General features: G+C 66.5%; 22 protein-coding genes. 14 read left to right on the plus strand and 8 right to left on the minus strand.

Going from position 1 to position 16,294, the window contains the following annotated elements:
• Nucleotides 1–191: 191 nt before the first annotated feature.
• Nucleotides 192–785 (minus strand): DUF1992 domain-containing protein, encoded by a 594-nt coding sequence (locus tag NFU08_RS19405; RefSeq protein WP_251425579.1) that lies wholly within the window; start codon nucleotides 783–785, stop codon nucleotides 192–194.
• A 162-nt stretch (nucleotides 786–947) separates the two neighbouring features.
• On the opposite strand from NFU08_RS19405, the gene NFU08_RS19410 reads away from it, so the two are divergent.
• On the plus strand, nucleotides 948–1,463 hold the full coding sequence (locus NFU08_RS19410) for a PaaI family thioesterase (RefSeq protein WP_251425581.1): 516 nt from the start codon (nucleotides 948–950) through the stop codon (nucleotides 1,461–1,463).
• Nucleotides 1,464–1,551: 88 nt separating this feature from the next.
• Here the strand turns inward: NFU08_RS19410 and NFU08_RS19415 are convergent, their stop codons facing one another.
• A complete protein-coding gene (locus tag NFU08_RS19415) occupies nucleotides 1,552–2,049 on the minus strand; it encodes an SRPBCC domain-containing protein (RefSeq protein ID WP_251425583.1) in 498 nt (165 codons plus the stop codon).
• Nucleotides 2,050–2,063: 14 nt separating this feature from the next.
• The gene (locus NFU08_RS19420; protein WP_251425585.1) at nucleotides 2,064–2,396 is read right to left on the minus strand and encodes a metalloregulator ArsR/SmtB family transcription factor; all 333 of its coding nucleotides are present in this window, start codon (nucleotides 2,394–2,396) and stop codon (nucleotides 2,064–2,066) included.
• A gap of 103 nt (nucleotides 2,397–2,499) precedes the next feature.
• Here NFU08_RS19420 and NFU08_RS19425 point away from each other — a divergent pair, with 103 nt between their 5' ends.
• Nucleotides 2,500–3,228 carry a hypothetical protein gene (locus tag NFU08_RS19425; RefSeq protein ID WP_251425587.1) on the plus strand — a complete coding sequence of 243 codons (729 nt, stop codon included), beginning with the start codon at nucleotides 2,500–2,502 and terminating at the stop codon, nucleotides 3,226–3,228.
• 55 nt (nucleotides 3,229–3,283) lie between these two features.
• Here the strand turns inward: NFU08_RS19425 and NFU08_RS19430 are convergent, their stop codons facing one another.
• Nucleotides 3,284–4,018: a GAF and ANTAR domain-containing protein gene (locus tag NFU08_RS19430; RefSeq protein WP_251425589.1), complete on the minus strand. Its 735-nt coding sequence runs from the start codon at nucleotides 4,016–4,018 to the stop codon at nucleotides 3,284–3,286.
• A gap of 89 nt (nucleotides 4,019–4,107) precedes the next feature.
• Here NFU08_RS19430 and NFU08_RS19435 point away from each other — a divergent pair, with 89 nt between their 5' ends.
• The 8 genes from NFU08_RS19435 to NFU08_RS19470 all read left to right on the plus strand — a co-directional run bounded on the left by NFU08_RS19435 (nucleotide 4,108) and on the right by NFU08_RS19470 (nucleotide 9,684).
• The gene (locus NFU08_RS19435) at nucleotides 4,108–4,827 is read left to right on the plus strand and encodes a GAF and ANTAR domain-containing protein (RefSeq protein WP_174174836.1); all 720 of its coding nucleotides are present in this window, start codon (nucleotides 4,108–4,110) and stop codon (nucleotides 4,825–4,827) included.
• A gap of 9 nt (nucleotides 4,828–4,836) precedes the next feature.
• Nucleotides 4,837–5,178: a hypothetical protein gene (locus tag NFU08_RS19440; RefSeq protein ID WP_246255897.1), complete on the plus strand. Its 342-nt coding sequence runs from the start codon at nucleotides 4,837–4,839 to the stop codon at nucleotides 5,176–5,178.
• 167 nt (nucleotides 5,179–5,345) lie between these two features.
• Nucleotides 5,346–6,071 carry a GAF and ANTAR domain-containing protein gene (locus tag NFU08_RS19445; protein ID WP_251425591.1) on the plus strand — a complete coding sequence of 242 codons (726 nt, stop codon included), beginning with the start codon at nucleotides 5,346–5,348 and terminating at the stop codon, nucleotides 6,069–6,071.
• 2 nt (nucleotides 6,072–6,073) lie between these two features.
• Nucleotides 6,074–6,325 carry a hypothetical protein gene (locus tag NFU08_RS19450; RefSeq protein WP_251425593.1) on the plus strand — a complete coding sequence of 84 codons (252 nt, stop codon included), beginning with the start codon at nucleotides 6,074–6,076 and terminating at the stop codon, nucleotides 6,323–6,325.
• Nucleotides 6,322–7,092 carry a GAF and ANTAR domain-containing protein gene (locus NFU08_RS19455; protein ID WP_251425595.1) on the plus strand — a complete coding sequence of 257 codons (771 nt, stop codon included), beginning with the start codon at nucleotides 6,322–6,324 and terminating at the stop codon, nucleotides 7,090–7,092. Before NFU08_RS19450 ends, NFU08_RS19455 begins: the two co-directional genes overlap by 4 nt.
• A gap of 315 nt (nucleotides 7,093–7,407) precedes the next feature.
• Nucleotides 7,408–7,605, plus strand: coding sequence for a hypothetical protein (locus NFU08_RS19460; protein WP_066279129.1), 198 nt, complete (start codon nucleotides 7,408–7,410; stop codon nucleotides 7,603–7,605).
• Nucleotides 7,606–7,850: 245 nt separating this feature from the next.
• The gene (locus NFU08_RS19465; RefSeq protein ID WP_174174842.1) at nucleotides 7,851–8,621 is read left to right on the plus strand and encodes a type II CAAX prenyl endopeptidase Rce1 family protein; all 771 of its coding nucleotides are present in this window, start codon (nucleotides 7,851–7,853) and stop codon (nucleotides 8,619–8,621) included.
• A 28-nt stretch (nucleotides 8,622–8,649) separates the two neighbouring features.
• A complete protein-coding gene (locus NFU08_RS19470; RefSeq protein ID WP_285835611.1) occupies nucleotides 8,650–9,684 on the plus strand; it encodes a nitronate monooxygenase in 1,035 nt (344 codons plus the stop codon).
• Nucleotides 9,685–9,694: 10 nt separating this feature from the next.
• Here the strand turns inward: NFU08_RS19470 and NFU08_RS19475 are convergent, their stop codons facing one another.
• The 3 genes from NFU08_RS19475 to NFU08_RS19485 all read right to left on the minus strand — a co-directional run bounded on the left by NFU08_RS19475 (nucleotide 9,695) and on the right by NFU08_RS19485 (nucleotide 11,542).
• Nucleotides 9,695–9,874, minus strand: a complete 180-nt coding sequence (locus NFU08_RS19475; protein ID WP_174174844.1) for a hypothetical protein — start codon at nucleotides 9,872–9,874, stop codon at nucleotides 9,695–9,697.
• Nucleotides 9,875–9,981: 107 nt separating this feature from the next.
• Nucleotides 9,982–11,022, minus strand: coding sequence for an NAD(P)-dependent alcohol dehydrogenase (locus tag NFU08_RS19480; RefSeq protein ID WP_251425597.1), 1,041 nt, complete (start codon nucleotides 11,020–11,022; stop codon nucleotides 9,982–9,984).
• 112 nt (nucleotides 11,023–11,134) lie between these two features.
• On the minus strand, nucleotides 11,135–11,542 hold the full coding sequence (locus NFU08_RS19485; protein WP_251425599.1) for a cupin domain-containing protein: 408 nt from the start codon (nucleotides 11,540–11,542) through the stop codon (nucleotides 11,135–11,137).
• A gap of 128 nt (nucleotides 11,543–11,670) precedes the next feature.
• On the opposite strand from NFU08_RS19485, the gene NFU08_RS19490 reads away from it, so the two are divergent.
• Nucleotides 11,671–12,555 carry a helix-turn-helix transcriptional regulator gene (locus NFU08_RS19490; protein WP_174174850.1) on the plus strand — a complete coding sequence of 295 codons (885 nt, stop codon included), beginning with the start codon at nucleotides 11,671–11,673 and terminating at the stop codon, nucleotides 12,553–12,555.
• Here NFU08_RS19490 and NFU08_RS19495 read toward each other — a convergent pair.
• Nucleotides 12,552–12,989 carry a VOC family protein gene (locus tag NFU08_RS19495; RefSeq protein WP_251425601.1) on the minus strand — a complete coding sequence of 146 codons (438 nt, stop codon included), beginning with the start codon at nucleotides 12,987–12,989 and terminating at the stop codon, nucleotides 12,552–12,554. The genes NFU08_RS19490 and NFU08_RS19495 overlap by 4 nt on opposite strands.
• 567 nt (nucleotides 12,990–13,556) lie before the next feature.
• On the opposite strand from NFU08_RS19495, the gene NFU08_RS19500 reads away from it, so the two are divergent.
• From NFU08_RS19500 to NFU08_RS19510, 3 genes are read left to right on the plus strand one after another with little or no spacing between them, the layout of a single operon-like run.
• Nucleotides 13,557–14,675, plus strand: coding sequence for an ABC transporter substrate-binding protein (locus NFU08_RS19500; protein ID WP_251425603.1), 1,119 nt, complete (start codon nucleotides 13,557–13,559; stop codon nucleotides 14,673–14,675).
• Complete coding sequence (locus NFU08_RS19505; RefSeq protein ID WP_397426239.1) at nucleotides 14,672–15,535, plus strand: ABC transporter permease; 864 nt, start codon at nucleotides 14,672–14,674, stop codon at nucleotides 15,533–15,535. The genes NFU08_RS19500 and NFU08_RS19505 overlap by 4 nt, the downstream gene beginning before the upstream one ends.
• Entirely contained in the window at nucleotides 15,511–16,290 is a 780-nt protein-coding gene (locus NFU08_RS19510) for an ABC transporter ATP-binding protein (protein ID WP_251425605.1), read from the plus strand. Before NFU08_RS19505 ends, NFU08_RS19510 begins: the two co-directional genes overlap by 25 nt.
• Nucleotides 16,291–16,294: the final 4 nt, after the last annotated feature.

Below are 16,294 nucleotides of genomic sequence, written 5' to 3' on the forward strand. Positions count from 1 at the left end.
GTTCCCACCCCCGCCGCCATCAATGATGGGCCCGAGCCCGTCACCGTCACCCAGCCCCCGTCCCTGATTGGTCTCGAGTCCTGATACCCGGGCACACCCAGCCGTAGCGCAGTAGGGCGAACTCCCCTCTAAGGCGGGGACCACCAGGGCGGGGACGACGACGGCGGGACGCAGCGCCGTCGTACGTCCGGCTACGTTGTACCTTTCCAGAGCCGCTGCCACCAGGGGCGCGCAGGCTGCGGTTCGGCCGGAGGCTCGGCCGGCCGGGCCGCACGGCGCTGGCGCCACCGGCCCACTTCCTCCTCAACGTCCCGGGTCTTGGTGATGACCGGCGGACCGCCCTGGAGCTGGCGCCGGGCGTCGACGACGCGGCGGTTGAAATCCTGCAGGATGTCGCGCACCTGCTGCTCCGTGTACTGGGCGTCGAGCCTGGCATCAAGCTCGGCGTCCTCCTTCCGGAGCAGGATGGCCGCCGGACCGAGGCCGCTGATGTTTTCCCGCTGGATGAGGCCCTTGACCCACCAGTCGGGATCGTACGACTCCCCCAGCCCGGGAATCGGTTTGCCGGCGAACTTGAGGTTGTCGAACTTGCCCTGCGCCATGGCATCGCGGACAAGGTACTCCGCCCGGGCAGAGTCGCTCACCTTCTTGCGCTTCTCCCGCTCCTTCTCTTCAAGGGCGTCCAGCTCCGCTTCTTCCTCCGCGGTGATGCCTGCCCCGCGGTAGGTGCGGAGTTCGGCGGCACGCTCAAGGCGCTTCCGGTACTCTGCTGCACCGCTCCCCATTGCCGCCACCGCCTCACGTTCGTCGCACCGCCTTCTTCCAGTATTCAGAAGCCCTTGGCCGGGTTCAACGCCCATCCCCTTAACAACGGCACGGGCCTGGATCCGGGCGGCGTCGCTTCGCTTAGGCTGGGCAGGCAGGGGCCATATGGAGGAGGCAGTGCCATGGATACCAACGGAACAACCGAGCGCTCGGCAACTTTCAGCTGGACAGATCCGCGCGTTGGCCTTGGGCACCTGTCCCGGCTGTCCGGGCTGGACTATCTCTCCGGCATGCGGGACGGAACCATTCCGCGGCCGCCCATGGCCTCCCTGATGAACCTGGCCCTTGTTGGGGTTGAGCAGGGGCGCGTGGAATTCGAATGCCGGCCTGCCGAAGCGCACTACAACCCGCTGGGCATGGTGCACGGCGGGTTGGCCTGCACGCTGCTGGACACCGTCGTGGGGTGCGCGGGGCACAGCACCCTGGCCGCCGGATTCGGTTACACGTCCATCGACCTCTCCGTCAGCTACCTCCGCCCCATCACCCTCAAGCACGGCGTACTGCGGGCCGAGGGGACCGTGACCAAGCCGGGATCGCGGGTGATCTTCGCCGAGGGGCGCATCTTCGGGCCGGCCGGTGAACTGCTGGCCACCGCCACCAGTTCACTCCTGGTCTTCGCCACTGACCAGGCACGGTAGGCCCTGCCAGCCCAGGAAGGACTGAGGCGTACGACGGCGGGACGTCCCGCCGTCGTACGCTTGCCCAGGTGCCGGACGGCTTAGCCGGTCAGGCGTTGGCGTGTTCGGCGAGGATCGCGTCGATTTGGCCAACTGCCTCCCGCATGCCCTCTTCCATGCCCATCTGGACCATCTGTTCCATCTGCTCCTCGGAGTCGAAGATGGTGGCTACTTTCATGTTGGTCCGGCCGCCGTCTTCCTCGAGCGTCACGGTGACGTGGCCGGCTCCCATTTCTGCGACCGGTTCCCCGTGTTCGTCAGCAAAGCCGTCGTCGAACTCCAGCTTGTGGGGCGCCCGGATGGAGGTGAAGCGCCACCAGCCGCGAGGCTTCTCGCCTTCGGGGGTGGTCATGTAATAGTCGGCCTTTCCGCCGGGCTGGAAGTCGAACCGGTCAAACGTTGCCGGATAATTGGGCGGCCCCCACCAGCGCTCGAGCTGGCGCGGGTCTTCCCAGAGCTGCCAGACGCGTTCGACCCCGGCGTCGAACTCGGCGGTGAGGGTGAAGCTGAGCGCCTCAAGATTCTTGGTGATACCAGTAACGGACATTGCAGAACCCTTCCTTATCCTTCAGCCAGAATGCCTGCGATCCGGTCGACGCGCTGCAGCCAGATCGCCTCATATTCGTCGAGCAGCCGCCGGGCTTTTTCCAGTCCTTCATGGTTACCCCGCACAATCTGCTCCCTTCCGCGCTTTTCCTTGGTCACCAGGGATGCGCGTTCCAACACCGCAACGTGCTTCTGGACTGCGGCGAAGCTCATGGCATAGAGGGCAGCGAGACCGGAAACCGAGTACTCTCCCACCGTCACGCGGCGCACGATGTCGCGGCGGGTGGAATCTGCGAACGCCTGGAAGAGGCGGTCCAGTTCGGCGTCACGGAGCTGATCTACAACCATTTGGTTGTACGATAGTCCTGCCCGGCCCAGGCTGTCAATGGCCTCCAGAAACGGGGGTTCCCACTCCGGCGGGAAGGGCGTTGTGGCCGGTATCTTGAAGGCCATGAGCATCTTCCTCGCCGGCGCCGGGCCGGACCATCTGGCCTTTCCGGAAGTCTTTGACCGATTCGCGCAGGCCGTCCGCCGGCGTTCCGGGGACGAGGCGCCCGCCCGGGTGGCGGTGGTGGTTCATGACCGTAACGGGAACCTGGAAAGCCTCCTCCCGGCTTATGTGGATCCGCTGCTCGCGCGGATGCCGGTTGAGGTGGTGCCGGTCCTCCTGGGTACGGGCTCGCCTGCCAACCCTTCGGTATTCGACGGCGTTGACGGGCTGGTGGTGGGCGGTGGACTGACGCCGGCCTATTGGGAGGGACTCACCGCATCGGCCGCCACCATTTCCCGGGCCGTGGCCGGCCGCGTGCCCTACCTCGGCTTTTCCGCCGGGGCCATGATCGCACCGCGCAGGGCGCTCGTGGGCGGCTACCGGAGCCGCGGCATTGAGGTCTGCGGCGAAGAATGCTCGGAGGGCCTGGCCGAGCTCGAGATTCGGGACGGCCTGGGCCTGGCCCCGTTCGCCGTTGACGTCCACGCCGCGCAGGCCGGCACGCTCAGCCGCGCGCTGGGAGCGGTGGCTGCAGGTTTGGTGGAGAGGGCCGTGGCTGTGGACGAGAACACCGCCGTGGTGCTGTCAGCGGCAGACGGCGACAGCTTCGAGGTACTGGGTCACGGCAACTGCTGGGACATCCGCCGGTCCGGCAGCGCCTGCAGCGTTTCTGTGCTGCAGGCCGGCTGAGGGTCCCGGGGTGCGGCTTAGCTGTCGGCGAGGGGAGCAGCGGGCCCGGTCACCCTTATGCGTCGAAGTGCGTCTGGACCCTGTCGCCGGTCAACTGTTCAATCAGCTCCGCGGCAACATCCCGCAGCTTCTGGTTGCGGTTGCTGGAGACCTTGGTGAGGATGTCCATCGCTTCCGCCTGGGAGCACCTGTTCTGGGCCATGATGACGCCGCATGCCAGGTTGATGGCAGTCCGGCTCTCCATGGCAGCTTCCAGGTTGTCGGCCCGGCTTTGTGCCGTGTCGAGACGAACCGAGAGATGAAGCGTGTTGTGGGCGGCTGCGGCGAAGCCCAGGGCTTTTTCGTAAACGCCTGCGGTGAAGACGCCAGGCTTGGACGCAAAGAAATTCAAGGCGACCCGGCCTTCACTGCTGATTTCGAGGGGAACGCCGAGTGAACTCCGGATGTTCGCCTCAGCCAGCTTCCGGTTGAGCGCCGGCCAGCGGGGATCCGTGGTGACGTCGTCGACGATGACCGGGGACATCTCCCGCATTGCCTTGATACAGGGGCCGTCCCCCACGGCCTGTTCGACCTCATCCAGCTCCACTGCACGCTGGCTGCTGCCGGCGACGGTAGTGGGCTTGCGCCGCAGCCTCAGCGTAACTGCACATTCGATGTGGTCACCTGCTGCTTCGGAAACCGATGCCGCGGCAAGCCCGGCAAGCCCGGTAAGGAACTCAACAACGTTTTCAGCGCCCACCAAAATGCTCTGGAGTTCCTGTATTGGTTCTTTTTCCGGTGAACTCGACATGCGCCCATCTTACTGTCCCGCTCCTTCCCGGGCAGCGGGATGGCAGCGGCATCCGCCTCCCGCCCGATGCATGGCTCTATGCTGAGACTATGGCGCAGCACCTTCCCCTTGACGAGCTCAGCACTGTCATAGCTCGCATCCAGGGGCTGCTACTGACGGAGGAAAAAGTCACCACGGCCGTCCGGATCCTGGCGCAGGCCGCCAAGGAGTCGGTTCCCGGGACGATCGGAGCAGGAGTATCGCTTCTGGATTCGCGCGGGCGCCGGACCAGCAGCGGCTATACCGACGGGATCGTAAGCCGGGCCGATGCCACGCAGTACGAGTGCGGGGAAGGACCGTGCCTGACCGCCTGGGCGGCAGAGGAACCCGTACTGGTCAGGGACCTGGGGAAGGAATCCCGCTGGCCTGCATGGCGGAAAGCCGTCCGTGGGCTCCCCGTATTGTCAGTGGTCAGCGCTCCCCTGATGGCCGGCCGGGAGTCCCTGGGTGCCCTGAAGCTGTACGCCGCCACCCCTGACGTCTATGACAAATCCAGCGCCGCGCTGCTCCAGCTCTTCGCTGCCCCGGCCGCCACGCTGCTGGCACACATCCAGGCCAGTGAAGCCCCGCACAGGATGACCGAGGTCCTGCAGGCATCCCTGTACAGCCGGGACCTGGTGAACAGGGCCTGCGGAGTGCTGATGGAACGGTACGGGATGACCCATGAGGCAGCACTGCAGCGGCTGATGAAGCTTGCCCGCGACGAGAACGCTGCCTTGCAGCACGTCAGCGAACGCGTCCTGGCCGGGACGCTGCCTGCCGGCGCTTAGGACCTTCTCATGGGCTTCGATCCGAACGAACCGGAACAACGCCGCCGGCTCCGCGCCGCCATCAGGGCGGCGGATATTCCGGTGTCCGATCTGTGGCTGAAGTACTTCAGCCTCTCGGGAGACGCCGGGGAATACGAGGTGGAAGCGTACCTGCAGGGGCTCCTTTCCCTGCCGCCGGTGCAGCGCGACCTGCTGGCCCTGGCAGCGAACGAACTCATTGACGATCTGCCCCGCCCACGCGCACCCTACTCGGACGACTTTCCTGGTTCGGGCGATGCCCCCGGACCCTCCGCGGAAGGACCTGGCGGCGGAGCAGACACGACCGGCCGGCAAACGGAGCAGGACGAGTAAACCGGGCGGCTCCGGCATATCCATAGGTCCCGGACCGGCGTAATGTCGGTAGTAGGAGATTTCGGGAGTGCGGGACGTCCGGGGTTGAATACTCGGGCCAGCCAGCGTACAGAGCAGCGGCCGCCAGCCAGGGGCGAGTCTTCTGGTGCATCCAGGATCGAGGCCTGATGGCCAAGGAAAGCACTCTCACAACATCTGACCGGATGCAGGACCTGCTGCTGGAAAGTCCCGGGTTTCCCGAATTCCTCCTGGGCCTGGCCACCCTGTCGGCCTCCCTGCTTGGTTCCGACGGTCCTGTCACCTGCACCATCACGGTAGAACGCGACGGCGGGTTGTCAACGGTTGCCAGCAGCAGCGAGGAAGGCCGGCGGCTGGACGAAACCCAGTATTCGTACGGCGAAGGACCCTGCCTGACGGCCTTGCGGCAGCACCGCCTTGTGTGGGTGCCGGACCTGCTGGGCGACGAGCGCTGGAGCGGATACGCAGAAGCGGCCGCCCGGGAGGGAATCCGCTCCGTGCTGGCAGTCCCCATCCCCAGCGACGCATCCTCCCGGGCGGGCCTGAACTGCTACGCAAAGACCATCAACGCCTTCGACGAGGAAACCGTGGTGCTCCTGGAACAGCACGCGGCCTCCATGTCCAGGGTCCTCCGGATCGCGCTGCGCCTGCACGGGGCGGACGTCCATCCCGAGCACCTGAGGGCGGCCCTCAAATCCAGGGCCATTGTGGACGCGGCCGTGTCCCTGATCATGCTCCAGCACAGGGGCGGACGGGACGGCGCCCTGGAGATCCTCCGCCTGGCGGCGAAGTCCAGCAACCGCAAAATCCATGCGATCGCCCACGACATTGTGCAGGGAGCCGAACTCCCCGCACCCCACGACGGCGGAGGGTAGGAATGCATCCATTGGGTGCCGACGGCCCCGAACAGCCGGACCGCGCAGCTGAAGAACGCAGGGGAACTGCCCGGCGCTTCCGGGACACGGACCTGCCGCTGGACAAGCTGTGGATCTACTACTACGGCATTGGCGGCGATATCGATGAGGTCTCCCTCGATGCCTACCTCCACGAGGCGCTGGACATACCGGCCGCGCAGGTGAACCTGATCGCCACGGCGATGACGGAGATGACGGAAGAGGACACGCGGTGACAGCTCACGGACACAGCACGGGCGGTTATGGCTCCGGACGGCCTGAGCTCCCGGATGTGGACCTGAGGCTGCAGGATCTGGTCCTGGACAGCCGTGACATCGCCGAGTTCCTTAACGACCTCGCCGTGGTGGCCGCATCCCGGCTCTCCACCCTAGGCAATCCAATCCTCTGCGGCGTGACCGTGATCCGGCATAAGCGGCCCGAGGCGGTGGCCAGCAGCGACGCGGAAGCACACTCCCTGGACGAGCTGCAGAATGGGTTTGGGGACGGCCCCTGCCTCACCGCGCTCCGCACGCGAACTATGCTGCTGGTTCCCGATCTTGTCAGGGAACACCGGTGGGAGGCCTATGTGCGGGCCGCCGTGGCGCGGGGCGTTTCCTCCATCCTTGCCGTACCCATGGATTTGGCCGGTGAGGCAGAGGCCGTCCTGAACCTCTACTCCGGCCGGGTCAACGGGTTCTCGGCAGATGGCATCGCCACGGCGGAGGCTTTCGCAGGGCAGGCAGCAGGTTCACTGAAGCTGGTGCTGCGTATTACCCAGCTGTCCGAGGCCAGGAACGACCTTGCCCTCGCCCTCAAATCACGGACCATCATCGATATGGCCATTGGAGCCATCATGGCCGAGAACAGGTGTACCAGGGACACCGCTTTCGGCATCCTTACGAAGGCGTCCAGCACCCGTAACGTCAAGCTCCGCGAAGTGGCGGCGGCCGTGATCGCCTCCATCTCCGGCGAGAACGAGATTGGCACCTACTTCGACGAGTAGGGTCCGTGCCACCCGAAAGCACGGTCGCCCTGGCGGAACGTGATGAGACTCACGCGCAACATTCTTGAGGCCGGCACCTGCCGCTGGGCACTATGGAAAGGCGTCGGCAGGCTTGATCTCCCCGCGAGGGAGTGACTGCCGAGGACCGGTGCGCTTGGTCACATCCGGCCGGATCCGGTTGCCAACCCCCTTCGGCAACCTGCACCATTGAAGTACGGGAACGCGCTTTCCCATGCAGTACCGCCTCATAGACGAGGCCACGGCCTGGTCAATGAAGATTCCAGGCCGCCCACCGCAAGAAATGGAAGTTGAATAATGACGTTCGATGCCACTGACTCCGTGACCCTGAAGATTTGGGACCGGTCCGCCCTGCACCACACCCTTGACTCCGCTGTGAGCGAGCTTTCCGCGCGGCACAACACCACCACCTGCCGCGTTGCCGTGACGTGCAGCGGGCCCAACACCTTCACCCTGAGCCTGCGCGGCGAAGGCAAGGCACTGGCCTCCGCCTAAGCGGCCACCCCTGAAAGGCAAGCGGACGACGCCGGCACTCCCCGGCGTCGTCCGCTTCCTTTAAGCGCGGCGCGGCATCCTTGCCGCTGCCAGGCACACGGCAAGTAAAATGTGTGGAATCCAAGCGGAAGCGCCGTCCAGCATCAAAGGTAACCATGAGGCAGCAACCACGGGCGCAAGCCGAACCCGGCGCACCGGGCACAGGAAAAACGGGCCCAGCCCGGCCGGGCCCGGCGTCACTTTCATTGATCCCCTCAGCCCTTGTGTCGGCGTCGGGCTTCCTGCTGTTTGCCCGGGAGGACCGCCTCTCCGGCTTCCTCCTCCTGGCCGCCGCGCTGGTCCTGGCCGGCTTCATCAGCAGGCGCCTCCTGATCGACCTCGCGCTGATCGCCGTGGGCCTGACGGCCATGAGCCTGGTCCCCATCACCACGGACATCAGCACCGAGCACATGCTGGTCATGGGAACTGCCATGATCCTCGCCGTCGGGATTCCGTATTCGGTCTCAAGGTTCATCACCAAGGACCACGCCATCCGCTTTCCCATCAGGACGGGGCAGCCGTGGACGCGCGCCGAAAAGTGGTACCTGCCTGCCGTCCTGGTCATCGGGTATGCGCTGATGCCGGTGTATATGATCCGGACCGGCGTCTACACCAACTGGCCGGCTGTGAGCGACCCGGACGGCATCGCACGGCTCTTCCTCGGCACCAACGTGCTGGGCATCTGGGACGAACTCTTCTTCATCTGCACCGCCTTCACGCTGCTGCGCCGCCATCTGCCGGACTGGCAGGCCAACCTGCTGCAGGCGGTCCTGTTTACGTCATTCCTGTGGGAGCTTGGGTTCCATTCCTGGGCGCCCTTCTTCATCTTCCCCTTCGCCCTGCTCCAGGCCCGGCTGTTCACGGTGACCAAGTCGCTGTCCTACATTGTCAGCGTCCACCTGCTGTTCGACTTCGTGCTGTTCCTGGTCCTCATCCATGCCCACAACCGCGAGTGGATCGACATTTTCCTGTACTAAAACCCCAGCATGAAAGCGAACCACCATCTTGTATGCTCCCGGCCGCAACGCCCGCTTTGATATCGCTTCCCTGCCGTTGCCGGTGATCCAGGCGCCGATGGCGGGCGGGCCGTCCACGCCGGAGCTGGCAGCGGCGGTGAGCTCCCAGGGAGGACTGGGATTCCTGGCCGCCGGCTACAAGGCCGCGGCGGCGGTGAAGGCGGAGATCGAGTCCACTCGGCGGCTGAGCGGAGCCCCCATCGGCGTCAATGTCTTCGTCCCGCAGCGCCCGGTCATCAGCCCCGGGGCACTGGAACAGTACGCGCTCTCCCTGGCTCCTGACGCAGAGCGTTTTGGCGTCGCCCTCGGGGATCCGCGCCATGACGACGACGACTGGGACAACAAGATCGAGGTCCTGCTGGAGCATGTCCCCGAGGCGGTTTCCTTCACCTTCGATGTGCCGGAACCCGAGGTCATCGCCGCACTGCAGCAACGGGGCGCCTGGGTCATCGGGACGGTAACGTCGCGGCCTGAAGCCGTGCGTGCCCTGGAAGCAGGCGTTGATGCGCTGTGCGTGCAGGGACCGGAAGCAGGAGGACACCGCGGCACCTTTGACACAGCCCGGCGGCCGGAGGGTGAATCCCTCCACGGCCTGCTTGAAGAATTGGCGGACCTCGGAGTGCCGCTGATAGCGGCCGGCGGGATTGCCACGGGCGCCGATGTCCGGACCGCCCTCTCACGTGGAGCTGTGGCGGTCCAGGCGGGCACGGCATTCCTCCGCGCGGACGAGGCCGGCACCAAGGCAGCCCACCGGCTGGCCCTGTCCACAGGGCGTTTCACCACCACTGCGGTCACGCGGGCCTTCTCGGGGCGGAACGCCCGCGGACTCTACAACGAATTCATGCGCCGCCACGATGGCGAGGCCCCCGACGGCTACCCGGAGATCCACCACCTCACCACTCCCCTGCGCGCAGCAGCAGCAGCTGCAGGGGATGCGGACTGGCTGAACCTGTGGGCCGGAACCGGTTTCGACCGGACCGTTGCAGGCCCTGCGGCGCACATCCTCGCGGCCCTGCGGCCGTAACCAAGCCGCGCTATTCCTCGCCCGTGTCCTGTGCTTCCAGGAACGTGTCCATGGCTTCGCAGGCCCGTTTCCAACGGGCATGCAGGGCGTGCCGGCTCAACGGTTCGGACATGCCGTTGAGCACTTTCTCGATGGCATCGGATGCGGCGTCCCGGGCCCGGTCCTGCGCCGCCGGGGTGTAGTAGTTCATGCCGGTTATTCGATACGCCCGCAGCAGCGGATGGCAGGAACCCCTCCGGCACACGACGGCGGCCGGCCCCTTTCCGGGACCGGCCGCCATCGAACGCGCTGTGTTGCCTAGAGCGTGGCGGTGTCGATCACGAAGCGGTAGCGGACGTCCGAGGCGAGGACGCGCTCGTAGGCCTCGTTGATCTTCTCCGCGGGGATGACCTCGATCTCGGCACCGATGCCGTGCTCGGCGCAGAAGTCCAGCATTTCCTGCGTTTCGCGGATGCCGCCGATCATGGAACCGGCGAACGAACGGCGCCCTCCGATGAGCGCGAACGCGTTGACAGGAAGCGGCTCGGCGGGGGCGCCAACGTTCACCAGGGCACCGTCGAGTTTCAGCAGCTGCAGGTAGGAGCTGATGTCGATCGAGGCACTCACGGTGTTGATGATGAGGTCGAACGTGCCGGCGAGGTCGCTGAAGGTGCTCTCGTCGCTGGTGGCGTAGTAGTGGTCGGCACCCAGCTTCAGGCCGTCTTCCTGCTTCTTGAGCGACTGGGACAGCACGGTGACCTCGGCGCCCATGGCGTGGGCGATCTTGACGGCCATGTGGCCGAGCCCGCCGAGGCCGACGACGGCAACGTTCTTGCCGGGTCCGGCGCCCCAGTGGTGCAGCGGGGAGAAGGTGGTGATGCCGGCGCACAGCAGCGGCGCGGCGACGTCGAGCTCGAGTCCTTCGGGGATGCGGACCACGAAGTCTTCGGTCACCACGACGTGGGTGGAGTAGCCGCCCTGGGTGATGGTCCCGTCGCGGTCAACGGCACCGTACGTGCCCACGTTGCCCTTGAGGCAGTACTGTTCCTCGCCCTTCAGGCAGTTCTCGCACTCCTTGCAGGAGTTGACCATGCAGCCAACTCCTACGCGGTCGCCCACGGCGTGCCTGGTCACCTTGGCGCCAACCTGGGTGACGACGCCGGCGATTTCGTGGCCGGGAACCAGCGGGTACTGCTGCGGTCCCCAGTCGCCGCGGACCGTGTGGATGTCCGAGTGGCAGATTCCGGCGAACTTGATGTCGATCAGGACGTCGTGGGGGCCCACCTCGCGGCGTTCGATGGTGGTGGGAATAAGGTCCTCGGTGGAGGACGGGGATGCATAGGCCTTGACGGTAGTCATGGGTCTCCTGAAGTTCTGTTGGGGGTTATTGAAATGCTACAGGGGCTGGGTTCCATCAAACCGGATACGGCGGCCCGTAGCGGTGGCCCTGTTGTAACTGGTTCTGGCAGTCCTACCCTTGACGGCCCTCGTACTCGGCATCGGTGATGTGCTCAGCCCAGGCTGTGGTGGCTGCGTGGTCGTCGTCGTTTTCAAGGATGGCCAGGTGTTCCATGAAGGTGTCCTGGGCTGAAGCATGCCAATGCTCTTCGCCCGGCGGAGTGTAGAGGGTCTGGCCGGGGTGGACGTCGATAATGTTGCCGTCGCGGGTGCCGAAGCGTGCCACGCCGGAGGTCACGTGCAGGTACTGGCCGCGGGCGTGCGAGTGCCAGGCCGTTCGGGCTCCCGGCGCGAAGCGCACCTTGGCTACGACGGCGCGCTGCTCCGGCCCGTGCGGGACGGCGATCATGTCGACCCAGACATCGCCGGCGAACTGCTCGGGCGGGTTCTTGATCGTTTCGCGGACGGGTTCGATGTTCATGGTGTTTCCTTTCGAACGGGAACGTGCCTCCATCAAACCGGCTGTCCGTGAGCGTAGCGAGGGCCCTGCTGAACCGGGTTATGGCAGACCCTCTTTAGGGCAGTGGCATTCGTCGTAACGTGTCCTGTATGGATAACCGAGCCGAGGTACGGCAGTTCCTCTCCACGCGCCGGGGGCGCATCACTCCGGAACAGGCGGGCATTGAACCGTATGGCGGGCGTCGGCGCGTGCCCGGACTGCGCCGGGAGGAAGTGGCCCGGCTCGCCGGCGTCAGCGTGGACTACTACACGCGGCTGGAACGCGGGAACCTTGCGGGTGTGTCGGACAGCGTCCTGGACGCGATCGCGGGGGCGCTGGAGCTGGACCGCGCCGAGCACGACCACCTGTACGACCTTGCCAGGACCGCCAACATGTCCGGCCGGAAGCGGGCCTCCGCCCCGGTTCCGGCAAGCGTGCGTCCCGAGCTGCGGTACCTCCTGGACACCATCACCGGGGCGCCGGCCTTCATCGGGAACAACCGGATGGACATCGTGGCCGCCAACACCCTCGGCTACGCCTTGTACTCGGACATGTACCGGGGGCCTGCCCGGCCGGCCAACCATTCACGGTTTATCTTCCTGGATCCCAGGGCGCACAACTTCTACACGGACTGGGAGCGGGCTGCGAGCGCCAACGTGGCCATCCTGCGTCGGGAGGCAGGCCGCAACCCGCATGACAAGGGCATTGCGGAACTCATTGGCGAGCTGTCCATGCGCAGCGACGAGTTCCGCACCCGCTGGGCCGCACATAATGTCCGGCGGCACTATTCCGGGACCAAGTTTTTCCAGCACCCCGTGGTGGGGCTCCTGGAACTGAACTACCAGGTCCTGGGCCTGGAGGAGGATCCCGGGCACTCGCTCACGGTCTACCCGGCCACGCCCGGCAGCCCGTCCGAGGAAGCCTTGAAGCTCCTGGCTTCCTGGGCGGTGACGGAGAACATCGCAGAGCTGGCGCAGGCGAACGCACGGGGCTAGGCGGGCTGTCCCTCTTGGACAGGCTCCGCCGGCTCAAGTCCGGATTCGTAGCCAATGAGCCAGTGGAGGCCGTGCTGGTCGATAACCTGGCCGTCTGATGCGCCCCAGGGCTTGGGACCGAGCGGGTCCACCACCCGGCCGCCCACGGCGAGCTTGTCGAACCAGCCGTGGAGGACCTCCGGTTCGGCAGTCCCCAGCAACGAGAGCATCACACCTTGGAGGCGGACGCTGTTCTGCCCTTCCGCCGCGTCCGAACCCGCCACGGCAACCACGCCCTTGAGGACCCCATGGGCTATTGCATCCGGTGGCCCGTCCTTGCGCCCGAACTCCTCATAGCTGTGCAGGAAGAGCTCCCCGCCGAAAACGTCGGCGTAGAAACTCAACGCTTCGCGGGCTGTGCCGGGAAAGCTGACATAGATCTGGGGTGCAGTCATTCGCCCAGCATACAGACGGCCTGTTACAGAGGGCCCTGCGGGGTCGATCGGGCGCCCTGCCCGTTCCTGTCCTGTGAGCCACGACTTCCGCGCCGCCCTTCCAGTCACGTTAAGTCCCGTTGCGGATCATGGCGTCCGGCGGCGTGGTTTGTCCTCCCCATGGCTTCATAAGTAGCGCTGTTTCCTCGCGTTGAGCGTCTGTTGCGGGGTGCTGGCCAGGGGGCGGGAACCCGTGTTTAGGTGTTTCCACGGCCATGGGATGCCGTCGAATCACAGAACGCCTAGGAAAGGAGGACTGATGCTTCAAACATCCAACCGCACGCCGGGCATCATGTCCTCCTGTCCGCCCCGCTGCTGCCGCACCGGCCGAATGTGCCGCGTGCAGGCCTGCCTGCACCGCAGTCCAGCACCTGGCCGCTGACCAGCCGGCACCTCCGGTTCCCGCGTTTTCCTCCCCGGGCTCATTCACAAGGCCTGCTCAGCTGCGCCTTCCTGCCCTCCTCCCCGCACCCCTTTCCAGCAAAGCACCCTTTTCCAGACCAGCACCCTTCTACCGAAAGGCCACGCATGTTCCTCGCTGCATCTCCCCCGACCGCCTCCGCCACAGGCGGGCACACCTTCACCCGGCGCCGCGCCCTGGGCAGCCTCCTCGCACTGCCCGCACTGGGGCTGCTGACCGCGTGCGGCGGAACCGCCACAGCCGTCGGCCAGCGGGCGGGGCAGTCACTGGCACCGCTGGCCACGTCCGTGCCTGCCGGGACCACCATCACGGTGGGCGATCCCAGCATCCGCGTGGCGCTGGAACTTTCCGGCCTCATCAAGAACCTCGACGGCATCGATCTGGAGTTCGCCAACATCTCCGGCGGCCCGCAGACCACCGAAGCGTTCCGCGCCAAAGCCCTCGATGTTGGCTCGGTGGCGGACATCCCGCCCATCCACGCAACCTGGACCGGCCTGGACGTCCGCATCATCGCCAGCGCCTACCGCCAGGATGCCGTAAACCACCCGCTCTACGAACTGGGCATCGCACCGGGAGCCGGCATCAGCACACTGGAGGAGCTTCGCGGCAGGAAAGTCGCCTACAGCCCGGGCCAGGCCCAGGGCGCACTGGTGCTGCGCATCCTCCAGAAGGCCGGGCTGGCGCAGGACGACGTCAAGCTGGTGGAACTGCCCAGCACCGGCGACGCCTACTCGTCGGCGCTCTCCAGCAGGCAGGTGGACGCCGCACCGCTGGGCGGAGTCCAAATCAAGCGCTACCTGGCCAAGTACAAGGCCGACGGCGGCATCACCCTCCGGCACGGCCTGCGGGATGATCCCGGCCATCTCTACTCCCCGGCGACAGTCCTTGCCGACCCGGCCAAAGCGGCGGCCCTGGCTGCCTACGTCGAGGCGTGGGGCAAGGCCCAACGCTGGATAGAGGACCACCCCAAGGAGTGGCTGGAGGGCTACTACGTCACGGACCAGGGCCTTTCCCGCGAGGACGGCCAGTACCTGATCGACGCAGCCGGGAAGCGGGATATCCCCACGTCCTGGGCGGACGGGATTGCCCGGCACCAGGAAACCATCGACCTGCTGGCCCGGGAACAGAAGAAGCCGCAGCTGAAGGCGGCCGACCTCTATGACAGCCGTTACGAAGCCATCGCAGGCACGGCCTTCGCTGCGGCGGGCAAGGGCGGTGCAGCGTGAGCGCCGCCCCCGTACTGGAACGGCCCGCCGTCGAACCCCACCTGGACTCCGACCTCGACAAGCGTGCGGACGTCCGGCCCACCGGAAAGCGGCTCGGCCCGGGACGGCGCCGCAGGTTCGCCTGGCTGCTGGGCCCCGGCGCCCTGCTGGCACTCTGGACCGTCACGTCCGCCACCGGCATCCTCGACCCCCGGATCCTGTCCGAACCCTGGACCGTGGTGGCCACCGCCGGTGAGCTGATTGCGGACGGCCGGCTGCAGGAAAACCTGGCCATTTCCGCCCAACGCGCCGGCCTGGGACTGTTCTTCGGCACCCTTGTTGGCGCAGTGCTGGCCCTGCTGGCAGGGCTGAGCCGCGTGGGTGAAGCGCTGATCGACGGGCCGGTGCAGATCAAACGCGCCATTCCCGGGCTGGCGCTGATTCCGCTGCTCATCCTCTGGTTCGGCATCGACGAAACCATGAAGGTACTCACCATCACCCTGGGCGTCTTCGTGCCGATCTACCTCCAGACGCACGCCGGACTGCGCGGGATCGACCTGCGCTATGTGGAGCTTGCCCAGACCGTGGGCCTGGGCCGCGCCGCCTTCATCCGCAAGGTGGTCCTCCCCGGAGCCCTGCCCGGATTCTTCCTGGGCCTGCGCTTCGCCGTCACCGGAGCATGGGTGTCCCTGGTGGTGGTGGAACAGATCAACGCCACCAGCGGCATCGGCTACATGATGGAGCTCGCCCGCACCTATGGCCAAACCAACATCATCGTCCTCGGACTGGCCGTCTACGGCACTCTCGGGCTCCTCTCAGACGGAATTGTCCGCTTCATCGAACGAAAGGCCCTCTCATGGCAGCGCACCCTGGCGGGATGACCGCCGTCGCACCCTCCTCCGTCGCCGCTCGTGCCGGCAAGGCGGCCTCCGGCACGGTCTCCGTGCGGAACCTGATCCGCAGCTTCGGGCCGAAAGGCGTGCTGAACGGCGTGGACCTGGACATCGCCCCCGGTGAGTTCGTGGCCCTGTTGGGCCCCAGCGGCTGCGGCAAGAGCACACTGTTGCGCACCCTGGCCGGGCTGGACCACGACGTCCGCGGCAGCGGGGTGATCACCGTCCCCGAGCGTGTGTCCGTGGTGTTCCAGGATTCGCGGCTGCTTCCCTGGGACACCGTCCTGGGCAACGTCACCTTGGGGCTGCGGGAGCACGACGCCGGGTCGCGGGCACGCAAGGCCCTCGCCGAAGTAGGACTTGCCGGCCGCGAAAGTTCCTGGCCCCACGAGCTCTCCGGCGGTGAGCAGCAGCGCGTGGCGCTGGCGCGCTCCCTGGTCCGGGAGCCGCAGCTGCTGCTGGCCGACGAACCGTTCGGTGCGCTCGATGCCCTGACCCGGATCAGGATGCACGGGCTTCTGCAGGACCTGGTGGCCGCGCACCGCCCGGCCGTCCTGCTGGTGACCCACGACGTGGACGAAGCCATTGCCCTCGCGGACCGGATCGTGGTCCTGGACAGCGGCCGCGTTGCCCGAATCCGCACGGTGTCACCTGACATCGGTTCCGCCGCGGACGCTGCCGGCCACGAAGCCCTCCGCCGCGATCTCCTCGCCGACCTCGGCGTCGTCGGCACCACCCACTGAACTC

Origin of the sequence: Pseudarthrobacter sp. NCCP-2145 (assembly GCF_023708005.1) — a bacterium.
In the GTDB taxonomy this organism is placed as follows: domain Bacteria; phylum Actinomycetota; class Actinomycetes; order Actinomycetales; family Micrococcaceae; genus Arthrobacter; species Arthrobacter oxydans.

Excerpts from the sequence above, each read along its gene's own strand:
- NFU08_RS19405 (WP_251425579.1), bottom strand. The coding sequence starts at position 785 with ATGGGGAGCGGTGCAGCAGAGTACCGGAAGCGCCTTGAGCGTGCCGCC.
- NFU08_RS19410 (WP_251425581.1), top strand. The coding sequence starts at position 948 with ATGGATACCAACGGAACAACCGAGCGCTCGGCAACTTTCAGCTGGACA.
- NFU08_RS19415 (WP_251425583.1), bottom strand. The coding sequence starts at position 2,049 with ATGTCCGTTACTGGTATCACCAAGAATCTTGAGGCGCTCAGCTTCACC.
- NFU08_RS19420 (WP_251425585.1), bottom strand. The coding sequence starts at position 2,396 with ATGGTTGTAGATCAGCTCCGTGACGCCGAACTGGACCGCCTCTTCCAG.
- NFU08_RS19425 (WP_251425587.1), top strand. The coding sequence starts at position 2,500 with ATGAGCATCTTCCTCGCCGGCGCCGGGCCGGACCATCTGGCCTTTCCG.
- NFU08_RS19430 (WP_251425589.1), bottom strand. The coding sequence starts at position 4,018 with ATGTCGAGTTCACCGGAAAAAGAACCAATACAGGAACTCCAGAGCATT.
- NFU08_RS19435 (WP_174174836.1), top strand. The coding sequence starts at position 4,108 with ATGGCGCAGCACCTTCCCCTTGACGAGCTCAGCACTGTCATAGCTCGC.
- NFU08_RS19440 (WP_246255897.1), top strand. The coding sequence starts at position 4,837 with ATGGGCTTCGATCCGAACGAACCGGAACAACGCCGCCGGCTCCGCGCC.
- NFU08_RS19445 (WP_251425591.1), top strand. The coding sequence starts at position 5,346 with ATGGCCAAGGAAAGCACTCTCACAACATCTGACCGGATGCAGGACCTG.
- NFU08_RS19450 (WP_251425593.1), top strand. The coding sequence starts at position 6,074 with ATGCATCCATTGGGTGCCGACGGCCCCGAACAGCCGGACCGCGCAGCT.
- NFU08_RS19460 (WP_066279129.1), top strand. The coding sequence starts at position 7,408 with ATGACGTTCGATGCCACTGACTCCGTGACCCTGAAGATTTGGGACCGG.
- NFU08_RS19475 (WP_174174844.1), bottom strand. The coding sequence starts at position 9,874 with ATGAACTACTACACCCCGGCGGCGCAGGACCGGGCCCGGGACGCCGCA.
- NFU08_RS19480 (WP_251425597.1), bottom strand. The coding sequence starts at position 11,022 with ATGACTACCGTCAAGGCCTATGCATCCCCGTCCTCCACCGAGGACCTT.
- NFU08_RS19485 (WP_251425599.1), bottom strand. The coding sequence starts at position 11,542 with ATGAACATCGAACCCGTCCGCGAAACGATCAAGAACCCGCCCGAGCAG.
- NFU08_RS19490 (WP_174174850.1), top strand. The coding sequence starts at position 11,671 with ATGGATAACCGAGCCGAGGTACGGCAGTTCCTCTCCACGCGCCGGGGG.
- NFU08_RS19495 (WP_251425601.1), bottom strand. The coding sequence starts at position 12,989 with ATGACTGCACCCCAGATCTATGTCAGCTTTCCCGGCACAGCCCGCGAA.
- NFU08_RS19500 (WP_251425603.1), top strand. The coding sequence starts at position 13,557 with ATGTTCCTCGCTGCATCTCCCCCGACCGCCTCCGCCACAGGCGGGCAC.
- NFU08_RS19510 (WP_251425605.1), top strand. The coding sequence starts at position 15,511 with ATGGCAGCGCACCCTGGCGGGATGACCGCCGTCGCACCCTCCTCCGTC.